Annotated in this window: 22 protein-coding genes; 14 read left to right on the forward strand and 8 right to left on the reverse strand. The window is 56.3% G+C overall.

Annotated elements, in window-relative coordinates; genetic code table 11:
- Positions 1–60 precede the first annotated feature (60 nt).
- The 5 genes from bssS to mdtH all read right to left on the reverse strand — a co-directional run bounded on the left by bssS (position 61) and on the right by mdtH (position 3,952).
- The gene (gene bssS, locus ACOTX5_RS11425) at positions 61–315 is read right to left on the reverse strand and encodes a biofilm formation regulator BssS (protein WP_015570838.1); all 255 of its coding nucleotides are present in this window, start codon (positions 313–315) and stop codon (positions 61–63) included.
- A gap of 274 nt (positions 316–589) precedes the next feature.
- Positions 590–835: a DNA damage-inducible protein I gene (gene dinI, locus ACOTX5_RS11430; RefSeq protein ID WP_003858011.1), complete on the reverse strand. Its 246-nt coding sequence runs from the start codon at positions 833–835 to the stop codon at positions 590–592.
- A gap of 74 nt (positions 836–909) precedes the next feature.
- A complete protein-coding gene (gene pyrC / locus ACOTX5_RS11435; protein WP_017384740.1) occupies positions 910–1,956 on the reverse strand; it encodes a dihydroorotase in 1,047 nt (348 codons plus the stop codon).
- Between the two features lie 128 nt (positions 1,957–2,084).
- Complete coding sequence (locus ACOTX5_RS11440) at positions 2,085–2,645, reverse strand: lipoprotein (RefSeq protein ID WP_234101233.1); 561 nt, start codon at positions 2,643–2,645, stop codon at positions 2,085–2,087.
- Between the two features lie 98 nt (positions 2,646–2,743).
- Positions 2,744–3,952, reverse strand: coding sequence for a multidrug efflux MFS transporter MdtH (gene mdtH / locus ACOTX5_RS11445; RefSeq protein ID WP_003858008.1), 1,209 nt, complete (start codon positions 3,950–3,952; stop codon positions 2,744–2,746).
- Positions 3,953–4,188: 236 nt separating this feature from the next.
- Between mdtH and rimJ the strand changes: the two genes are divergently transcribed.
- The 4 genes from rimJ (at position 4,189) to murJ (ending at position 8,024) form a co-directional block, all read left to right on the forward strand.
- Positions 4,189–4,773, forward strand: coding sequence for a ribosomal protein S5-alanine N-acetyltransferase (gene rimJ, locus ACOTX5_RS11450; RefSeq protein ID WP_003858007.1), 585 nt, complete (start codon positions 4,189–4,191; stop codon positions 4,771–4,773).
- Positions 4,774–4,782: 9 nt separating this feature from the next.
- Positions 4,783–5,433 carry a YceH family protein gene (locus ACOTX5_RS11455; protein WP_023303423.1) on the forward strand — a complete coding sequence of 217 codons (651 nt, stop codon included), beginning with the start codon at positions 4,783–4,785 and terminating at the stop codon, positions 5,431–5,433.
- Positions 5,434–5,435: 2 nt separating this feature from the next.
- The gene (locus ACOTX5_RS11460) at positions 5,436–6,359 is read left to right on the forward strand and encodes a Gfo/Idh/MocA family protein (protein WP_047727483.1); all 924 of its coding nucleotides are present in this window, start codon (positions 5,436–5,438) and stop codon (positions 6,357–6,359) included.
- A 129-nt stretch (positions 6,360–6,488) separates the two neighbouring features.
- The gene (gene murJ / locus ACOTX5_RS11465) at positions 6,489–8,024 is read left to right on the forward strand and encodes a murein biosynthesis integral membrane protein MurJ (RefSeq protein ID WP_047727482.1); all 1,536 of its coding nucleotides are present in this window, start codon (positions 6,489–6,491) and stop codon (positions 8,022–8,024) included.
- A 59-nt stretch (positions 8,025–8,083) separates the two neighbouring features.
- On the opposite strand, the gene flgN is transcribed toward murJ, so the two are convergent.
- The 3 genes from flgN to flgA form a co-directional block, all read right to left on the reverse strand.
- Entirely contained in the window at positions 8,084–8,509 is a 426-nt protein-coding gene (gene flgN / locus ACOTX5_RS11470) for a flagella biosynthesis chaperone FlgN (protein ID WP_003858003.1), read from the reverse strand.
- A gap of 4 nt (positions 8,510–8,513) precedes the next feature.
- Complete coding sequence (gene flgM / locus ACOTX5_RS11475) at positions 8,514–8,807, reverse strand: flagellar biosynthesis anti-sigma factor FlgM (RefSeq protein ID WP_003858002.1); 294 nt, start codon at positions 8,805–8,807, stop codon at positions 8,514–8,516.
- A gap of 93 nt (positions 8,808–8,900) precedes the next feature.
- A complete protein-coding gene (gene flgA, locus ACOTX5_RS11480) occupies positions 8,901–9,560 on the reverse strand; it encodes a flagellar basal body P-ring formation chaperone FlgA (RefSeq protein WP_023296301.1) in 660 nt (219 codons plus the stop codon).
- A 157-nt stretch (positions 9,561–9,717) separates the two neighbouring features.
- On the opposite strand from flgA, the gene flgB reads away from it, so the two are divergent.
- The 10 genes from flgB (at position 9,718) to flgK (ending at position 18,647) form a co-directional block, all read left to right on the forward strand.
- A complete protein-coding gene (gene flgB / locus ACOTX5_RS11485; protein WP_003857999.1) occupies positions 9,718–10,134 on the forward strand; it encodes a flagellar basal body rod protein FlgB in 417 nt (138 codons plus the stop codon).
- A 3-nt stretch (positions 10,135–10,137) separates the two neighbouring features.
- Complete coding sequence (gene flgC / locus ACOTX5_RS11490) at positions 10,138–10,542, forward strand: flagellar basal body rod protein FlgC (protein WP_003857997.1); 405 nt, start codon at positions 10,138–10,140, stop codon at positions 10,540–10,542.
- Positions 10,543–10,553: 11 nt separating this feature from the next.
- Positions 10,554–11,264, forward strand: coding sequence for a flagellar hook assembly protein FlgD (flgD, locus tag ACOTX5_RS11495; protein WP_003857994.1), 711 nt, complete (start codon positions 10,554–10,556; stop codon positions 11,262–11,264).
- A 26-nt stretch (positions 11,265–11,290) separates the two neighbouring features.
- Positions 11,291–12,541 (forward strand): flagellar hook protein FlgE, encoded by a 1,251-nt coding sequence (gene flgE / locus ACOTX5_RS11500; RefSeq protein ID WP_045615689.1) that lies wholly within the window; start codon positions 11,291–11,293, stop codon positions 12,539–12,541.
- 20 nt (positions 12,542–12,561) lie between these two features.
- Complete coding sequence (locus tag ACOTX5_RS11505) at positions 12,562–13,317, forward strand: flagellar basal body rod protein FlgF (protein WP_003857990.1); 756 nt, start codon at positions 12,562–12,564, stop codon at positions 13,315–13,317.
- A gap of 11 nt (positions 13,318–13,328) precedes the next feature.
- Entirely contained in the window at positions 13,329–14,111 is a 783-nt protein-coding gene (gene flgG, locus ACOTX5_RS11510; protein ID WP_000625853.1) for a flagellar basal-body rod protein FlgG, read from the forward strand.
- Positions 14,112–14,168: 57 nt separating this feature from the next.
- Positions 14,169–14,867: a flagellar basal body L-ring protein FlgH gene (flgH, locus tag ACOTX5_RS11515; RefSeq protein WP_003857987.1), complete on the forward strand. Its 699-nt coding sequence runs from the start codon at positions 14,169–14,171 to the stop codon at positions 14,865–14,867.
- 12 nt (positions 14,868–14,879) lie between these two features.
- Positions 14,880–15,977 (forward strand): flagellar basal body P-ring protein FlgI, encoded by a 1,098-nt coding sequence (locus ACOTX5_RS11520; protein ID WP_017384733.1) that lies wholly within the window; start codon positions 14,880–14,882, stop codon positions 15,975–15,977.
- Positions 15,978–16,931 carry a flagellar assembly peptidoglycan hydrolase FlgJ gene (gene flgJ, locus ACOTX5_RS11525; RefSeq protein ID WP_017384732.1) on the forward strand — a complete coding sequence of 318 codons (954 nt, stop codon included), beginning with the start codon at positions 15,978–15,980 and terminating at the stop codon, positions 16,929–16,931.
- A gap of 75 nt (positions 16,932–17,006) precedes the next feature.
- On the forward strand, positions 17,007–18,647 hold the full coding sequence (gene flgK / locus ACOTX5_RS11530) for a flagellar hook-associated protein FlgK (RefSeq protein ID WP_032670131.1): 1,641 nt from the start codon (positions 17,007–17,009) through the stop codon (positions 18,645–18,647).
- The last annotated feature ends 7 nt before the right edge of the window (positions 18,648–18,654 follow it).

Consider the following 18,654-nt stretch of genomic DNA (forward strand, 5'->3'; position numbering starts at 1 on the left):
ACAAGAGCGAAATAAATAAGGCACCGCGAGGGTGCCTGTTGAGTGAAAAGGGGCATAAGGTCAATGCCGTTTATACTCATTTTCCTGATAGTCGCCAGATTCTATTTTTGCGATGCCTGCTTCTAAAATAGAGATAAACTGACGGGCGACGTCTGTTGTAAGCCACAGCGTCTGTCCAACTTCCGCTTCATCACGGTTTTGCTGATTTGGGGTCTGGTAGTGCAAACGCAGCATCAGCGCATCGTAGCTGTCTACGGTGCTGATATCCCAGCCAACAAGCGGATGGGTCTGGATGACTTCACTATTCTTTTCCATTATAACCCCCTTAATGCGTGTTAGAAGACAACGACTTTGAGGTTCAATGCATGTTTTTCTGAAAGCAATTTCAGTATATCAATTAATAAGGGTTCAGAAGGAAAAAATAAACGGGTAGCAACACATTTTTATGCTTTTTAGGATTGTTCGAACAATAAAACGCCATCTTGTTCACGATTTTCTAAGAAGATGCTGAAATATTTTGAACTTTCAGGAGACGAAACGAAAAAAAGCCGGGGCGACCCGGCAAAAAAACACAATGAGGGAGCAAATTTTAATCAGTGATGAACCAGTCGTCGGCGCTTTCCCATGTTTCCTGCAAAATTTCGCTGATGCGTTCTTTGTCTTCTTTCGCGCCGCCGATGACGGAAAGATGGTTTGCTGTCGCATAACGTACCGTTACGGCACCATCGTTTTCAGGAAAAGTGCTGTTAATACGTCGGGATAGTTCACCCGCCAGAGCGTCGAGTGCGCCAGCAGGCAGGACGGTGGATTTGGCTATGGTGACTTCGATACGCATAAATGCCCCCTGTGTAATATACTGTTTATTTATACAGTTATATTGTCGGTTTGACAACAGGGGGCGCGATTTTTTTAGCGTTTTACCGTCCAGTTTACGGTTTCACCGGCCAGGAAGGGGATCAGCGTATCGTCGGTGAGCGCAATCGACGCTTCAACCTGGCTTTCTTTGCGCTCCAGCTCAATGAACGTGTCATTAACCGGCAGACCGTAGAAACGCGGGCCGTTAAGGGAGCAGAAGGCTTCGAAATGGTCTAACGCATTCATCTCTTCAAACACGGTTGCGTAACTTGCCAGGGCGGTCGGGGCGTTAAAACAGCCTGCACAGCCGCAGCTCGCCTCTTTACGGTGACGGGCATGCGGGGCGGAATCCGTGCCGAGGAACGCGCGCGGGAAGCCGCTGGCGACCAGCTCACGTAGCGCCTGCTGGTGGATGTTGCGCTTGAGGATCGGCAGACAATACAGATGTGGGCGAACGCCGCCCACCAGCATGTGGTTACGGTTAAACATCAGGTGCTGCGGGGTGATGGTGGCGGCAATCAGCTCGTTTCCATCCCGGACATACTCTGCGGCATCTTTAGTCGTAATGTGTTCAAACACCACTTTCAGCCCCGGAAGACGCTGGCGCAGCGGCTCCATGACCGTTTCGATAAAACGTGCTTCGCGATCGAAAATATCAATGTCAGCGTGGGTCACTTCCCCGTGCACCAGCAGCGGCATGCCCAGTTTTTGCATACGCTCCAGAACAGGCATGATGGCATCAATACTGGTCACCCCATGGCTGGAGTTAGTGGTGGCATTCGCCGGGTAGAGCTTCGCGGCGGTGAATACACCTTCGTTAAACCCGCGCTCAACTTCATTCGGATCCAGCGAGTCCGTCAGGTAGCAGGTCATCAATGGGGTAAAATCGTGTCCGGCCGGAACGGCGTCAAGGATACGCTGGCGATAGGCAATCGCGGCCTCGACGGTAGTGACTGGCGGAACCAGGTTAGGCATAACAATCGCACGGCCATAAATTTCGCTGGTATACGGCACGACGGTTTTCAGCATGTCGCCATCACGAAGATGGATATGCCAGTCGTCTGGGCGGCGGATTTTGAGAACCTGGGATTGTACAGTCATGGAAGCTCCGGCTTGAAAGAGATCAGTCATAAGAGGGCTGTTTTTGCCGGACACAAATCATAAGCGGAAACGTTTTCGTTTGCACACTATTCCGTTAAAAAAAACGGGCGCCTGAGCGCCCGGAGTGTTTAGTCGGTGAAAGGAATGATGATTTCACCCGGCTTCACCTCTATCCCTTTGGCATATTTTTTCGCCAGAGATTCGCCTTTGCTCTTGTCTTCGCTCAGAACATAGGCAGGCTGTTGGTTAAAGTAGTTCTGCAACGACTGGTTGAGATACGGCATCAGCGTTTGCAGCACCGGTTTCATTTTTTCCGGCGTCACAACTGCATCGACGATTTCCATCTCTTGCAGGAAAATGGCCCCTTTCTCTTTATTAAAGACCGGCAGCGCCTTGAGCTTCAGCTTGATATCCGCTTTCTGATTGCCGAAGAGCGAGGTCATATCGAGGCTGGCATCGCCGGAAAGGGTGACTTTGTTAGGCTCCTCGCGCCCAATCTGGCTGGCGAGATTCGTCAGGACCATATGCGCATCCGCAAGGCCGGGCACGCCGATATCTTTTGAAAAGTTATTATGTTTTTCCAGCGCCTGATTAATTTCCTGCTCACTGACGGTGTACTGCGTAAGCTGGTTACATCCCACCAGCAGACCACTGACAATTAACGCAGCGGCAATAACGATCTTTTTCATGGCGTTCCTCAACATAAAATCGGCGCATCTGTCCTGATACGCCAGTATGTCAGGGTGATCCAACAGAAACCAGCAGAAAAAACTGATAATGAAAGGGGTCAGGCGCCAGGCTCCAGCATCCCGCGGGTGCTGCGTTTATCACTGAACTGCCACCAGAGGGCAATCAGCGTCATAAAGCCGACCATGCCGAGCATGACCCACGGCAGCTCCGGCTGATGGAGCGCTTTTCCGGCATCAAACAGCCAGCCGCCACCGGTGTAACCCAGTGCGCCGCCAAGCGCCAGCCCGAGACGGCTGAAGCCCATGTAGCTGCCGCGGGCCCGGGCGTCGGCAAGTGACGCGCTCAGCGTTTCACGGGCTGGCTCGGCAATGATTGAGCCAATATAGAAGGTGCAGATGAGCATAAACAGTTGCTGAAGCGAACTCACCAGGCCGATGGGCATCATGCTCAGCGTCATCAGCAACAGCCCGGCCATCAGACGGTGCTCAAGCCGGAAACGGCGCTCGCTCCAGCGGGCAATCGGATAGAGCAGCGTCAGAGAGAGGCAGGCCTCAATGGCATACATCCATTTCACCGCTGCCGGCGTGCCGGCAATATCGTTAACCATAATGGGCAGCATCAGCATGACCTGCACGGCGAGCATGTAGTAGCCGGTCAGGGTTAACACATAGGTGACGAAGCGTTTATCGCTCAGCACGCGGTCAAGCCCTTCCCGCACAGGCGCCTTCACCGTCGACAGCTTCCACGCGGGCAGAAACAGACCGTTAAACAGCGCGCAGAGAATAAACAACACCGCGCCGGTGGCGCAGACCAGGCGGAAATCGTATTGCAGCAGCCAGCTTCCCAGCAGGGCGCCCACCACCGCGCCAGCGCTGTCCTGCATCATCAAAATCGAAAAGAAGCGCCCCCGGTGTTGCGGACGGATAAGCTTAACCACCAGCGCGGTACGCGGTGGGTCGAAAAGGGTGCCGCCAATCCCGGAAAGGAAACAGGAGAACCACAGCAGCCAGGGTTCATGAGCGATTGCCATGGTGGCGAATCCCGCCGCACGTAACAGCATGCCGGTGACGATCATCGGTTTCGCGCCGAAGCGGTCGGCTATTGCGCCGCCAAACACGCCCAGACCCTGTTGTACAAACTGGCGTAGACCCAGCGCGATCCCGACCATCAATGCCGCCCAGCCCATTTGATCGACAAAACGAATCGATATAAGCGGAAAAACGACAAAAAAGCCGAGCACGACCAGCATGTTATCGACGAGCAGGAAATATTTACCCAGGCTCCTGGCCTGTGATACGCGGGACATTTTCCCTCCAGGGAAAATAAAAGGTGAGCACGCTAACATTCTGCGGTGTCGCCGGGCTTTTTCCCATACCCGCTGGCGACAATATTTTTTTATCAAAAAGGTGCTTTGATAGAGAGTTCTCATCGAAAAATGTGAAAAGCGATCAAAATGGTATGTCACTGTTTTCACAGAAGGCACAGGCGCAGGTATAGTAAAGCTAACAGGCAGAGCAGAAGCGACGGGAAGGAGTGGTAACGATGTTTGGCTATCGCAGTAATGTGCCAAAAGTGCGTCTGACGACGGACAGGCTGGTCGTTCGTCTGGTGCATGAGCGTGATGCCTGGCGTCTGGCGGATTATTACGCCGAGAATCGCCAGTTTTTAAAACCCTGGGAACCCGTTCGGGACGAGAGCCACTGCTACCCCTCTGGCTGGCAGGCGCGCCTCAGTATGATTGCGGAATTTCATAAACAGGGAAGTGCGTTTTATTTCGCGCTTCTCGATCCGGAAGAGAAAGAGATCGTTGGCATTGCCAATTTTTCAAACGTGGTACGCGGGTCGTTTCACGCCTGTTACCTCGGGTATTCCATCGGTCAGAAATGGCAGGGGCAGGGGCTCATGTTTGAGGCGCTGACGGCGGCGATTCGCTACATGCAGCGCACGCAACATATCCATCGCATTATGGCCAACTACATGCCGCACAATAAGCGCAGCGGCGATCTGCTGGCCCGCCTGGGGTTTGAGAAAGAGGGCTATGCCAAAGATTATCTGCTGATTGACGGCGAGTGGCGGGACCATGTGCTCACCGCGCTCACCACCCAGGAGTGGACCGCGGGTCGTTAAGGAGAAAAAATGAAATATCAGTTAAATGGCGCCGAAGCGCGCGTGGTCGGCTGCCTTCTGGAAAAGCAGGTCACCACGCCGGAACAGTATCCTCTGTCCGTGAATTCCGTCACGATGGCCTGCAACCAGAAGACGAACCGTGAGCCGGTGATGAACCTTGGCGAGCACGAGGTGCAGGATATCCTTGATGAGCTGGTGAAGCGCCACTACCTGCGCACCGTCAGCGGCTTCGGTAATCGCGTCACTAAATATGAACAGCGCTTTTGTAATTCCGAATTTGGCGATTTAAAACTCAGTGCCGCGGAAGTGGCAGTGATCACCACGCTGCTGCTGCGCGGGGCGCAGACGCCGGGTGAACTGCGCACGCGCGCCTCCCGCATGCATGAGTTTCAGGATATGCAGGACGTTGAACAGACGCTGGAGCGATTAGCCTCACGCGAGGACGGTCCTTACGTGGTGCGTCTGCCACGCGAGCCGGGCAAGCGTGAAAGCCGCTACATGCACCTTTTTAGCGGCGACGTTGAGCCCTCTGCGCTGGCCGTAGAATCCGACACGCCAGCATCAAACGACAGCCTGAACGCGCGCGTGGCGGCCCTGGAAGACGAGGTTGCCGGGCTGAAGCAGCGTCTGGATGCGTTACTCGCACATCTGGGAGATTAATCGTGACAACATTACGCATTGGTGTTGTGGGGCTGGGAGGGATCGCGCAAAAAGCCTGGCTGCCCGTTTTAGGCGCCGCGTCCGACTGGACGCTGCAAGGGGCGTGGTCGCCCACCCGCGAGAAAGCAGAGCGCATCTGCAAAACCTGGCGCATCCCTTATGCCGGTTCGCTACAGGATTTAGCCCGTGAATGTGATGCAGTATTTGTGCATACCTCAACCGCGACGCACTACCAGGTGGTGAGCGAGTTGCTGAACGCAGGCGTTCACGTCTGCGTGGATAAACCTCTGGCGGAAAATGTACAGGATGCTGAGCGACTGATTGAGCTGGCCGCGCGTAAAAAGCTGACGCTGATGGTCGGCTTCAACCGCCGTTTTGCGCCGCTCTATCAGCAGCTTAAAGCGCAGTCCGGCTCGTTCGCCTCTCTGCGTATGGATAAGCACCGTACCGACAGCGTGGGGCCTAACGACCTGCGCTTCACGCTGCTGGATGATTATCTCCACGTCGTGGATACGGCCCTGTGGCTGAGTAACGGAAAAGCCCAGCTGCAAAGCGGCACGCTGCTGACCAACGAGCAGGGTGAGATGGTTTACGCCGAACATCATTTTGCCGTTGAGCATTTGCAGGTGACGACCAGCATGCATCGTCGGGCGGGCAGCCAGCGCGAGTCCGTGCAGGCCGTTACGGATGGCGCGCTGTATGACGTCACCGATATGCGAGAGTGGCGGGAAGAGAAGGGCAATGGCGTGGTCGCGTTACCGGTTCCCGGCTGGCAAAGCACCCTGGAGCAGCGTGGCTTTATGGGCTGCGCGCGTCACTTCATCACCTGCGTGCAGAATCAGACGGTTCCTGAAACGTCCGGGGAGCAGGCTATTCTGGCGCAGCGCATTGTGGAACGACTCTGGCGCGAAGCCATGTCGGAATAACGCGTTGTAACATCTGCCGATAGTAATTCGTTGAAATCCGGTTAGACTAAGCGCCGCTTGTTGGCTTTGCCGGGTGGCGCTAACGCTTGCCCGTCCTGGAAATCCGTAGGGTTGTGGAACTTCACGTTAATGAACTTATTAAAATCGCTGGCGGCCGTCAGCTCGATGACCATGTTTTCCCGCGTGCTTGGCTTTGCGCGCGATGCCATTGTGGCTAGGGTTTTTGGCGCCGGGATGGCGACTGACGCCTTTTTCGTCGCCTTTAAGCTGCCAAACCTGCTGCGCCGTATTTTTGCCGAAGGGGCCTTTTCACAGGCATTTGTTCCGATCCTCGCAGAATATAAAAGCAAACAGGGCGAAGATGCCACCCGCGTCTTTGTGGCCTACGTTTCCGGATTACTGACGCTGGCGCTGGCGATCGTGACCGTCCTGGGGATGCTGGCAGCGCCCTGGGTGATCATGGTGACGGCGCCGGGTTTTGCTGACACAGCGGATAAATTTACCCTGACCACCCAACTGCTGCGTATAACCTTCCCCTATATTCTGCTGATTTCGCTGGCGTCGCTGGTGGGTGCCATCCTGAATACCTGGAACCGCTTCTCCGTTCCGGCCTTTGCCCCCACGTTCCTCAACGTCAGCATGATTGGCTTTGCGCTGTTCGCCGCGCCGCATTTTAACCCACCGGTGCTGGCGCTGGCCTGGGCCGTGACCGTCGGCGGCGTGTTACAGCTTGCTTACCAGCTTCCGCACCTGAAAAAGATCGGCATGCTGGTTCTGCCGCGCATTAATTTCAAAGATGCGGGCGCAATGCGCGTTATCAAACAGATGGGACCGGCGATACTCGGCGTGTCCGTTAGCCAGATCTCTCTGATCATCAATACCATCTTCGCCTCTTTCCTGGTGTCGGGCTCGGTGTCCTGGATGTACTACGCCGATCGTCTGATGGAGTTTCCATCCGGGGTGCTGGGCGTGGCGCTGGGGACTATTCTGCTGCCGTCGCTGTCGAAAAGTTTCGCCAGCGGCAACCACGATGAATACTGCCGCCTGATGGACTGGGGCCTGCGTCTCTGTTTTCTGCTGGCGCTGCCAAGCGCGGTGGCGCTGGGGATCCTGGCGAAACCGCTGACGGTGTCGTTGTTCCAGTATGGAAAGTTCACCGCCTTTGATGCCGCTATGACCCAGCGTGCGCTCGTAGCCTACTCGGTGGGGCTGATGGGGCTGATTGTCGTGAAGGTGCTTGCGCCCGGTTTCTATTCACGTCAGGACATCAAAACGCCGGTTAAGATTGCCATTGTGACGCTGATCATGACGCAGCTGATGAACCTGGCGTTTATTGGACCGCTGAAACACGCGGGGCTGTCATTGTCGATTGGTCTGGCGGCCTGTCTGAACGCCGGGCTGCTGTACTGGCAGCTGCGCAAGCAGGATATCTTCACACCGCAGCCGGGCTGGGCAATCTTCCTGCTGCGTCTGGCGATTGCGGTAGTGGTGATGGCGGCCGCGCTGGTTGGCATGTTGTATGTCATGCCTGAGTGGGCGCAGGGCACCATGCCTTACCGCCTGATGCGTCTGATGGCCGTGGTGGTGGTCGGTGTGGTGGCGTACTTTGCCACGCTGGCGGTGCTTGGCTTCAAAGTGAAAGAGTTCACCCGCCGCACGGTATAAACGCCAAAAGGGGAGTTCACCAGAAGGTGCTCCCCGCTTCATGACGTGCCGCTACTGCGTCAAATCGAAATCTTTTTCCCACCCGTGATACGTGCCGTGGCCGTCTGACCATCCGCACCGTACAGCCCCGGCTCTTTATAGGGCTTTAACACTTCAAGCGCCTGCTGATTACGGATAATCTGTCCTTCCAGCAGCCAGCCGTTATGCTGGTTGAGATCGCGAAGATGCTGGGTTTTTTCTGTAATGGTCTGCCAGCGTTCGTTGATCTCATCATTGGCGCTGCGTTTCGCGTCTTGCTCAGCGCGTCGCTGTTTTTCCAGATAATCCAGGGTCGCCAGCAGCGAGCTTTTATCTTCAGTTATGCGTTGCAACGCGCTGCCGTTGATTTGACCAGAAGAGAGGTGGTGCTGTTCTGCATCCATCACCGTTTTCAGGTCGTTCAGGACCACCGTCATCTGATCCAGTATTTCTGACAGTCGACTCATACGGTTAGTTACTCTGGAGGAAACTCTGTGCGTCCTGAATCAGCGCATCAGCGATTTTGCTGGTATCCATTTTCAGTTCGCCGTTACGGATAGCCGTTTTCAGCGCTTCAACACGTTCCATATTGATATCGCTGCTGCCTGGCTGCATCAGCTTCGACTGCGCATCGCTCAGCGTGACGCTGGTGCTGTTAGCCGTCGACGTTTTTTCCAGACGCGTTTTTTGCGGGGCAGCCTCATTCGTTTCGCGAGGTTGTACAGTGCTAACCGGCTTCAGGGCTGATGTACGATCAATGCTCATAGTGTTGTCCTCATCGAGGGTTCGCGGCGTTTGCGCCTGACATCATCATTTGTTGAATATTTATCGGCAGTCGCTGCGAAATCTTTAAAAAGATTACAGGTTAATCAGAATATTCCCATCAGGACCGACCGTGCCGCTGACCACCTGGCCTGAGGACATTCTGACCCGGGCATTTTGCGCCACTGCGGCATTATTCAGCGCTTTTCCTTCACTGTTGATACTAAAGCCTTCGCCATTGGCGACCACCATCACCTGTTGTCCCGCTTTCACCCGCCACGCCTGGCGCAGCATGGATAGCTGTATCGCCTGTCCAGGAGCGACATCGCGCAGGCTGACCGCCTCCTGAGCCTGGTTGATATCCAGCATCGTCCGCGGTGGAAGCTGATCCAGACGGCCTCGCTTCAGCGTTACGCTGTCAGGTTGCAGCAGGCTGCCCCGGGGAATGGGAACGGCGGCGACAACATAATTGCCCGTCGCCTGAACCGCAACCTGTAAGTAGCGTTTTTCATTGGCGCAACGCGCCAGCACGTTCACGTTGCCCCATAAGCGGGTGCTGCCGGTCACGCTAAATGACGGGGCTTCGCAGGAAGGATAAAGGTTAGGCGGGGTGCGCACGGTCACGCGTACGTCATCGCTGAAACCGGCCAGCTTCTGCGCAAAGAATGCATTGAGCTGGTCCTCTAACCCCTCAGCCTGCACCAGAGGGCTTAAAAGCAGTAGGGTCGCCGCCAGGCCACGTTTAAAAGTCCGCATCGCACGTTCCACCATGTCCAGAATTTAGCAAATTCTACCCGCAGTGGTTTTCCATCAACGCAACAAATAGCGACGCATTTTGCGCTTATTCCGTCGATAGGGGAGACGGGGTGAGATTTAAGCTGTGAACTGAAATTTTCTCATCAGCGGAGGAGACATGCTCGATAAACTCGACGCCGCGTTACGTTTTCAGCAGGAAGCGCTCAATTTACGCGCCCAGCGGCAGGAGATTTTAGCCGCCAATATCGCCAACGCGGATACCCCCGGGTATCAGGCGCGCGATATTGATTTTTCCAGTGAACTCAAAAAAGTGATGGAGCGTGGACGTGCCGAAGGAACGGGTGTCTCACTGGCCCTGACATCCTCACGTCATATTCCCGCTCAGGCGATGACCGCGCCAACGACCGACCTGCTTTACCGTATTCCCGATCAGCCCTCACTTGATGGCAATACCGTCGACATGGACCGGGAGCGCACACAGTTTGCCGATAACAGCCTGCAATACCAGACAGGTCTGACGCTACTCGGCGGGCAAATTAAAGGCATGATGACCGTCCTACAGGGGGGCAATTAGTAAATGGCCTTGCTGAATATTTTTGATATCGCCGGTTCGGCATTAACGGCGCAGTCCAAACGACTGAACGTGGCCGCCAGTAACCTGGCCAACGCCGACAGCGTGACCGGCCCTGACGGGCAACCGTATCGCGCTAAACAGGTTGTCTTCCAGGTTGATGCTGCACCGGGTGCGGCAACGGGCGGCGTAAAAGTGGCGGACGTGGTTGAGAGCCAGGCACCCGACAAGCTGGTTTACGAGCCAGGCAACCCGCTCGCGGATGCCAGCGGCTACGTGAAAATGCCGAACGTGGATGTGGTCGGGGAGATGGTGAACTCCATGTCCGCGTCGCGTAGCTACCAGGCAAACGTCGAAGTGCTTAATACCGTGAAGAGCATGATGCTCAAAACACTCACTCTCGGCCAGTAAAGGAGACACGCATGTCCATCGCCGTAAACGTGAATGACCCGACAAATACCGGCGTCAACAGCACCAGCAGTGCGACCGGTTCCAGCTCTCTCACCGGGAGCAATGCCTCCGATTTACAGAGCAGTTTTCTGACCCTGCTGGTGGCGCAGCTGAAAAATCAGGACCCGACCAATCCGATGCAGAACAACGAACTGACCACGCAGCTTGCGCAGATCAGTACCGTCAGCGGCATTGAGAAACTGAACACCACGCTCGGCTCGGTCTCCGGTCAAATCGATAACAGCCAGTCCTTGCAGGCCGCCAACCTGATCGGTCACGGGGTGATGATCCCGGGGACCACGATTCTGGCGGGCACCAGCACTACCGATGGCACGTCCACCACCACCACGACGCCGTTTGGCGTTGAGTTGCAGCAGCCGGCCGACAAAGTCACCGCCACAATCAAAGACGCCAGCGGCAACGTGGTGCGCACGATTGAGATTGGCGAGCTTAAAGCGGGCGTTCATACCTTTACCTGGGATGGCAGCCTGACCGACGGCACTAAAGCGCCTAACGGCTCGTATCAGGTTGCGATTAGCGCCAGCAACGGCACCACTCAGCTGGTGGCTCAGCCGCTACAGTTTGCCCTGGTTCAGGGCGTCATCAAGGGTAGCGATGGCAACAAACTGGATTTGGGTACCTCCGGTACCACCACACTCGACGAAGTTCGGCAGATTATCTAAGCCTTAATACTTATCAGGAGTAAGTCATGGCCTTTTCTCAAGCGGTCAGCGGCCTGAATGCTGCGGCCACCAACCTGGACGTCATTGGCAACAACATCGCCAACTCCGCGACCTATGGTTTTAAATCCGGTTCTGCGTCTTTTGCAGATATGTTTGCAGGCTCTAAAGTGGGCCTGGGCGTGAAGGTTGCGGGTATCACCCAGGACTTCACCGACGGGACGACCACCAACACCGGTCGCGGTCTGGACGTCGCCATCAGCCAGAACGGTTTCTTCCGTATGGTGGATGCCAACGGTTCCGTGTTCTACAGCCGCAACGGCCAGTTCAAGCTGGATGAAAACCGTAACCTGGTGAACATGCAGGGGCTTCAGTTAACCGGTTATCCGGTTGCCGGCACGCCGCCTACGGTGCAAACCGGTGCGAATCCGCAGGCGATCTCCATCCCAACGACGCTGATGGCGGCGAAGTCCACCACCACGGCCTCTCAGCAGATCAACCTGAACTCCACCGATACCGCGCCAACCGTCGCCTTCGATCCGTCCAACCCTGACTCTTACAACAAGAAAGGCACCGTGACGGTGTTTGACAGCCAGGGTAATGCGCACAACATGAACCTGTTTTATGTCAAAACAGCTGACAACAAATGGGATGTGTATACCCAGGATGGAAGCGTAGCGGGTGCTTCTGCAAGAAAAGCAGCACAGATGAACTTCGACAGCAACGGTAACCTGGCGGGAGTTTACAACTACAATGCTGCTGGCGTAATAAGCGCTACGCCAAATGCCACCCCAGCTATCAATATCACTACAGGCACCATTAGCGGTGCGGATCCTGCCGTGTTCTCTCTGAGTTTCCAGAGCTCCATGCAGCAAAACACCGGTGCGAACAACATCGTGGCGACGAGCCAGAACGGCTATAAGCCGGGCGATCTGGTGAGCTACCAGATCAACGATGACGGTACCGTTGTCGGTAACTATTCGAACGAACAGACCCAGGTGCTGGGCCAGATCGTGCTGGCAAACTTCGCCAACAACGAAGGCCTGAAATCCGAAGGGGATAACGTCTGGTCTGCCACGCAGTCTTCCGGTGTTGCCCTGCTGGGTACCGCGGGTTCCGGTAACTTCGGCACGCTGACTAACGGCGCGCTGGAAGCCTCCAACGTCGATCTGAGTAAAGAGCTGGTGAACATGATCGTCGCGCAACGTAACTACCAGTCCAACGCGCAGACCATCAAAACCCAGGATCAGATCCTCAACACGCTGGTTAACCTGCGTTAAGCAGCTGACGGGAAAGCGCAATGGATCACGCAATATATACAGCGATGGGCGCAGCAAGCCAGACGCTCAATCAGCAGGCTGTTACCGCCAGCAACCTGGCAAACGCCTCCACGCCAGGTTTTCGTGCGCAGCTCAACGCGCTGCGTGCGGTGCCGGTAGAAGGTCTGTCATTGCCTACGCGTACGCTGGTCACCGCCTCCACGCCGGGCGCCGACATGACGCCAGGCCAGATGGATTACACCGCGCGTCCGCTGGACGTTGCCCTTCAGCAGGACGGCTGGCTGGCGGTGCAAACGGCGGACGGCGGGGAAGGGTATACCCGCAACGGTAATATCCAGGTAAGCGCCACCGGGCAGCTGACGATTCAGGGGCATCCGGTGATGGGCGAAGCCGGTCCGTTGACGGTGCCGGAAGGGTCCGAGCTGACCATTGCGGCAGACGGGACGATCTCGGCGTTAAACCCGGGCGACCCGGCGAACACCGTTGCGCCTGTCGGTCGTCTGAAGCTGGTGAAAGCGGAAGGCAACGAAGTGCAGCGTGGCGATGACGGGATGTTCCGTCTGACCCAGGCGGCGCAGGCCACGCGTGGCGCCACGTTACAGGCCGACCCGACCATCCGCGTGATGTCCGGCGTGCTGGAAGGCAGTAACGTCAAACCGGTGGAAGCCATGACCGACATGATCGCCAGCGCCCGCCGCTTCGAAATGCAGATGAAAATCATCAGCAGCGTCGATGAAAACGCAGGCAAGGCTAACCAACTTCTGGCTATGAGTTAACAGGACTCCCTATGATCAGTTCTTTATGGATCGCGAAAACCGGTCTGGACGCACAGCAAACCAATATGGATGTGATTGCCAACAACCTGGCAAACGTCAGCACCAATGGTTTCAAGCGCCAGCGTGCGGTTTTCGAAGATTTGCTTTATCAAACGATTCGTCAGCCAGGGGCGCAGTCTTCTGAGCAAACCACGCTGCCGTCCGGTCTGCAAATTGGTACCGGCGTGCGCCCGGTCGCCACCGAGCGTCTGCACAGCCAGGGCAACCTGTCCCAGACCAACAACAGTAAAGACGTTGCCATTAAAGGTCAGGGTTTCTTCCAGGTGCAGCTGCCTGACGGGACCTCCGCCTATACCCGCGATGGTTCGTTCCAGGTGGATCAGAACGGCCAGCTGGTGACGGCGGGCGGTTTCCAGGTTCAGCCTGCGATCACCATACCGGCGAACGCGCTGAGTATCACCATTGGTCGTGACGGCATCGTCAGCGTCACTCAGCAAGGTCAGGCCGCGCCGGTCCAGGTTGGACAGCTCAACCTGACCACCTTCATGAACGATACCGGACTGGAAAGCATCGGCGAGAACCTCTACACCGAAACGCAGTCTTCCGGCACGCCAAATGAAAGTACCCCGGGCCTGAACGGGGCGGGGCTGCTGTATCAGGGGTATGTGGAAACCTCGAACGTTAACGTGGCGGAAGAGCTGGTGAATATGATCCAGGTCCAGCGCGCCTATGAAATTAACAGTAAAGCAGTGTCGACGACCGACCAGATGCTGCAAAAACTGACGCAACTCTAAGGTGTAGCCCGGTGCGGTAAACGTCGCACCGGCTCCCTGTTTTCGAAGATGAAGGCAATGCAAAAAAACGCGGCGTTTCGTTATCCGATCCTGACTGTTCTGGCCGTCACCCTCAGCGGGTGTGCCTGGATCCCGTCTAAACCATTGGTACAGGGTGCGACTACCGCCCAACCCGTTCCCGGCCCCGCGCCGGTGGTGAACGGCTCTATTTTCCAGACCGCGCAGCCGATTAACTACGGTTATCAGCCGCTGTTTGAAGACCGTCGTCCGCGTAACGTTGGCGATACGCTGACCATTGTGTTGCAGGAAAACGTCAGTGCGAGTAAGAGCTCGTCGGCGAACGCCAGCCGCGATGGCAAAACCAATTTTGGCTTCGACACCGTGCCGCGCTATCTGCAAGGGCTGTTCGGCAACGCCCGTGCGGATGTGGAAGCCTCCGGCGGCAACACCTTTAACGGTAAAGGTGGTGCGAACGCCAGCAACACCTTCAGCGGAACGCTGACGGTTACGGTTGACCAGGTTCTGGTGAACGGCAACCTGCACGTGGTGGGCGAAAAACAGATCGCCATTAACCAGGGTACGGAATTCATTCGCTTCTCCGGTGTGGTTAACCCTCGCACTATCAGCGGCACCAACACCGTACCGTCCACCCAGGTGGCGGATGCGCGCATTGAGTACGTCGGCAACGGCTACATTAACGAAGCGCAAAATATGGGCTGGCTGCAACGCTTCTTCCTTAACTTATCGCCGATGTAAGCGAGGTGACCTATGTATAAATTTCTCTTCGCCGTGGCGCTGTCGCTGGTCGCTACCGTTGCGCAGGCCGATCGCATACGCGATCTCACCAGCGTGCAGGGCGTGCGCGAAAACTCGCTGATTGGCTACGGCCTGGTGGTGGGGCTGGATGGGACGGGTGACCAGACGACCCAGACGCCGTTCACCACCCAGAGCCTGAACAATATGCTCTCGCAGCTCGGTATTACCGTACCGGCCGGGACCAACATGCAGCTGAAAAACGTGGCGGCCGTGATGGTGACCGCGTCTTATCCGGCCTTTGCGCGTCAGGGGCAGACCATCGACGTGGTTGTCTCGTCGATGGGTAACGCCAAAAGCCTGCGCGGCGGTACGTTGCTGATGACGCCGCTGAAAGGGGTCGACAGCCAGGTGTATGCTCTGGCGCAGGGCAACATTCTGGTTGGCGGAGCAGGCGCGTCGGCGGGCGGCAGCAGCGTGCAGGTGAACCAGCTGAACGGGGGACGTATTACCAACGGCGCGATCATCGAACGTGAGCTGCCGACCCAGTTCGGCACCGGCAACACCATTAACCTGCAACTGAATAACGAAGACTTTACGATGGCGCAGCAGATCGCTGACACCATCAACCGCAGCCGGGGCTACGGCAGCGCCACCGCGCTGGATGCCCGTACCGTGCAGATCCGCACGTCAACCGGCAGCAGCAACCAGGTGCGGTTGCTGGCCGATATCCAGAATATGGAAGTGAACGTGCCGGTGCAGGATGCGAAAGTCATTATCAACTCCCGTACCGGCTCGGTGGTGATGAACCGCGAAGTGACGCTGGACAGCTGCGCCGTGGCGCAGGGCAATCTCTCCGTCACGGTTAACCGCTCGGCCAACGTCAGCCAGCCGGATACCCCGTTTGGTGGCGGTCAGACGGTAGTGACCCCGCAAACGCAGATTGATTTGCGACAGAGCGGCGGTTCGTTGCAGAGCGTGCGCTCCAGCGCCAACCTGAACAGCGTGGTGCGTGCTCTGAATGCGCTGGGTGCAACGCCAATGGATCTGATGTCCATTCTGCAATCCATGCAAAGTGCAGGCTGCCTGCGCGCCAGACTGGAAATCATCTAAATGCTGACCGATAGCAAACTGTTGACCAGTGCCGCCTGGGATGCCCAGTCGCTCAACGAGCTGAAAACCAAAGCGGGCAAGGATCCGGCGGCGAATATCCGCCCGGTTGCCCGTCAGGTGGAAGGCATGTTCGTACAGATGATGTTGAAAAGCATGCGTGAAACCCTGCCGAAAGATGGCATGTTCAGCAGTGATTCCACGCGGCTTTACACCAGCATGTACGATCAGCAGATTGCCCAGCAAATGACCGCCGGAAAGGGGCTCGGCCTGGCGGACATGATCGTGAAGCAGACCGCAGCCGCTCAGGGGCTCCCGCCTGAAGAGGCCCCGCCGCAGGTGCCGCTGAAGTTTGATCTCGAAAAGGTGACCAGTTATCAAAATCAGGCGCTGACGCAGATGGTGCGTAAGGCGATGCCGAAGCCGGCAGAAACGCGTGACGAGCCGCTCTCCGGCGACAGCAAAGACTTCCTGGCGCAGCTCTCCCTGCCGGCGCGTCTTGCCAGTGAAGAGAGCGGCGTGCCGCACCATCTGATTCTGGCGCAGGCGGCGCTGGAGTCGGGCTGGGGGCAACGTCAGATCCGCAGGGAGAACGGTGAGCCGAGCTTCAACATCTTTGGCGTGAAGGCCACCTCCAGCTGGAAAGGGCCGACCACCGAGATCACCACCACCGAATATGAGAACGGTGCGGCAGTGAAGGTGAAAGCCAAATTCCGCGTCTACAGCTCGTATCTGGAAGCGTTGTCGGATTATGTCGGGCTGCTGAGCCGGAATCCGCGCTACACCGCCGTGACCCAGGCCGCCACGCCAGAGCAGGGCGCTCAGGCATTGCAGAATGCTGGCTACGCGACCGATCCAAACTATGCGCGCAAGCTGACCAGCATGATCCAGCAGCTGAAATCCATGTCTGAGAAGGTCAGCAAAGCGTATAGCACAGATCTCGAAAATCTGTTCTGAAAGTTCTCAAGTCCCGGTGGAGGTTGCCGATAACCTTCATCAGGACTCGTGTCTGAACGTATAAAAGGAACCCCCATGTCCAGTTTGATTAACAGCGCCATGAGTGGCCTCAGTGCTGCGCAGTCGGCACTCAATACCGTCAGTAATAATATTTCAAGCTACAACGTGGCAGGTTATACCCGCCAGACCACCATTCTGGGGGCATCAAACAGCACCCTGACCGGCGGTGGCTGGGTGGGTAACGGGGTCTATGTCTCCGGTGTTCAGCGTGAATATGATGCGTTTATCACCAACCAGCTGCGCGCGGCGCAGAACCAGAGCAGTGGGCTGACCACGCGCTACCAGCAGATGTCAAAAATTGACGATGTGCTTTCTGATACCACGAACTCGCTTTCTGCCAACCTCCAGGATTTCTTTAAAAGCCTGCAAACGCTGGTGAGTAACGCAGAAGATCCGGCTGCTCGCCAGACGGTACTCGGGAAGGCGGATGGTCTGGTAAACCAGTTTAAAACCAACGATCAATATCTCCGCGATCAGGATGCGCAGGTCAATACGGCGATTTCTACCAGCGTCGATCAGATCAATAACTACGCGAAACAGATTGCCAATCTTAACGATCAGATCTCCCGGCTGACTGGCGTCGGTGCGGGCGCATCCCCGAATGAACTGCTCGATCAGCGCGATCAGCTGGTGAGTGAACTGAACAAGATTGTCGGTGTGGACGTCACCGTACAGGACAGCGGCACCTACAACATCTCTATCGCCAACGGTTACACCCTGGTACAGGGCAGCAACGCCAGCCAGCTGGCGGCGGTGAAATCCAGTGCGGACCCAGCGCGTACAACAATTGCGTATGTGGATGCCGCTGCGGGCAACGTGGAGATCTCAGAAAAACAGATCACCACGGGGTCGCTTGGGGGGCTGTTAACGTTCCGTTCTCAGGATCTGGATCAGGCGCGAAACACCCTTAACCAGATGGCGCTGGCGTTTGCGGATGCCATGAATACCCAGCACCAGGCTGGCTTTGATGCCAACGGGGATGCAGGCGGCAAGCTGTTTGATTTTGGCTCTCCGGCAGTGCTGAGTAACGGTAAAAACACCGGAAGCGCGTCCGTTACGGCCACGATGACGGACAGTACAAAGGTCCAGGCGACAAACTATAAAGTCGAGTACAACGGTACTGACTGGACAATCACGCGTCTGTCGGACAACACCAGCTTCACGGCCAAGCCTGACGCCAGCGGTAATCTGTCGTTTGATGGTCTCAACGTTAAGATTAGCGGCTCAGCCGATAATAAAGACAGTTTCATCGTCAAACCGGTGAATGACGTCATTGTGAATATGGACGTAGCGATCAGCGACGAATCCAAACTGGCGATGGCCTCCGCGAAAGGAAGCGGTGAAAGCGACAATACCAATGGCCAGAAGCTGCTGGATTTACAGAGCGCCAAATTGGTGGGAGGGAACAAAACCTTTAACGATGCTTATGCCGCGCTGGTCAGTACGGTGGGCAGCACCACGGCGTCGCTGAAAACCAGCAGCGAAACCAAAGTTAACGTGGTGACGCAGCTGACCAAACAACAGCAGTCAATCTCCGGGGTTAACCTGGATGAAGAGTATGGCAACCTGCAACGCTATCAGCAGTACTATCTGGCGAATGCGCAGGTGCTGCAAACGGCGAGCACGCTGTTTGATGCATTGATCAATATCCGCTAAGGCTGAG

This window comes from Enterobacter cloacae complex sp. IR5441, from assembly GCF_049238215.1.
Lineage (GTDB): Bacteria > Pseudomonadota > Gammaproteobacteria > Enterobacterales > Enterobacteriaceae > Enterobacter > Enterobacter hormaechei_C.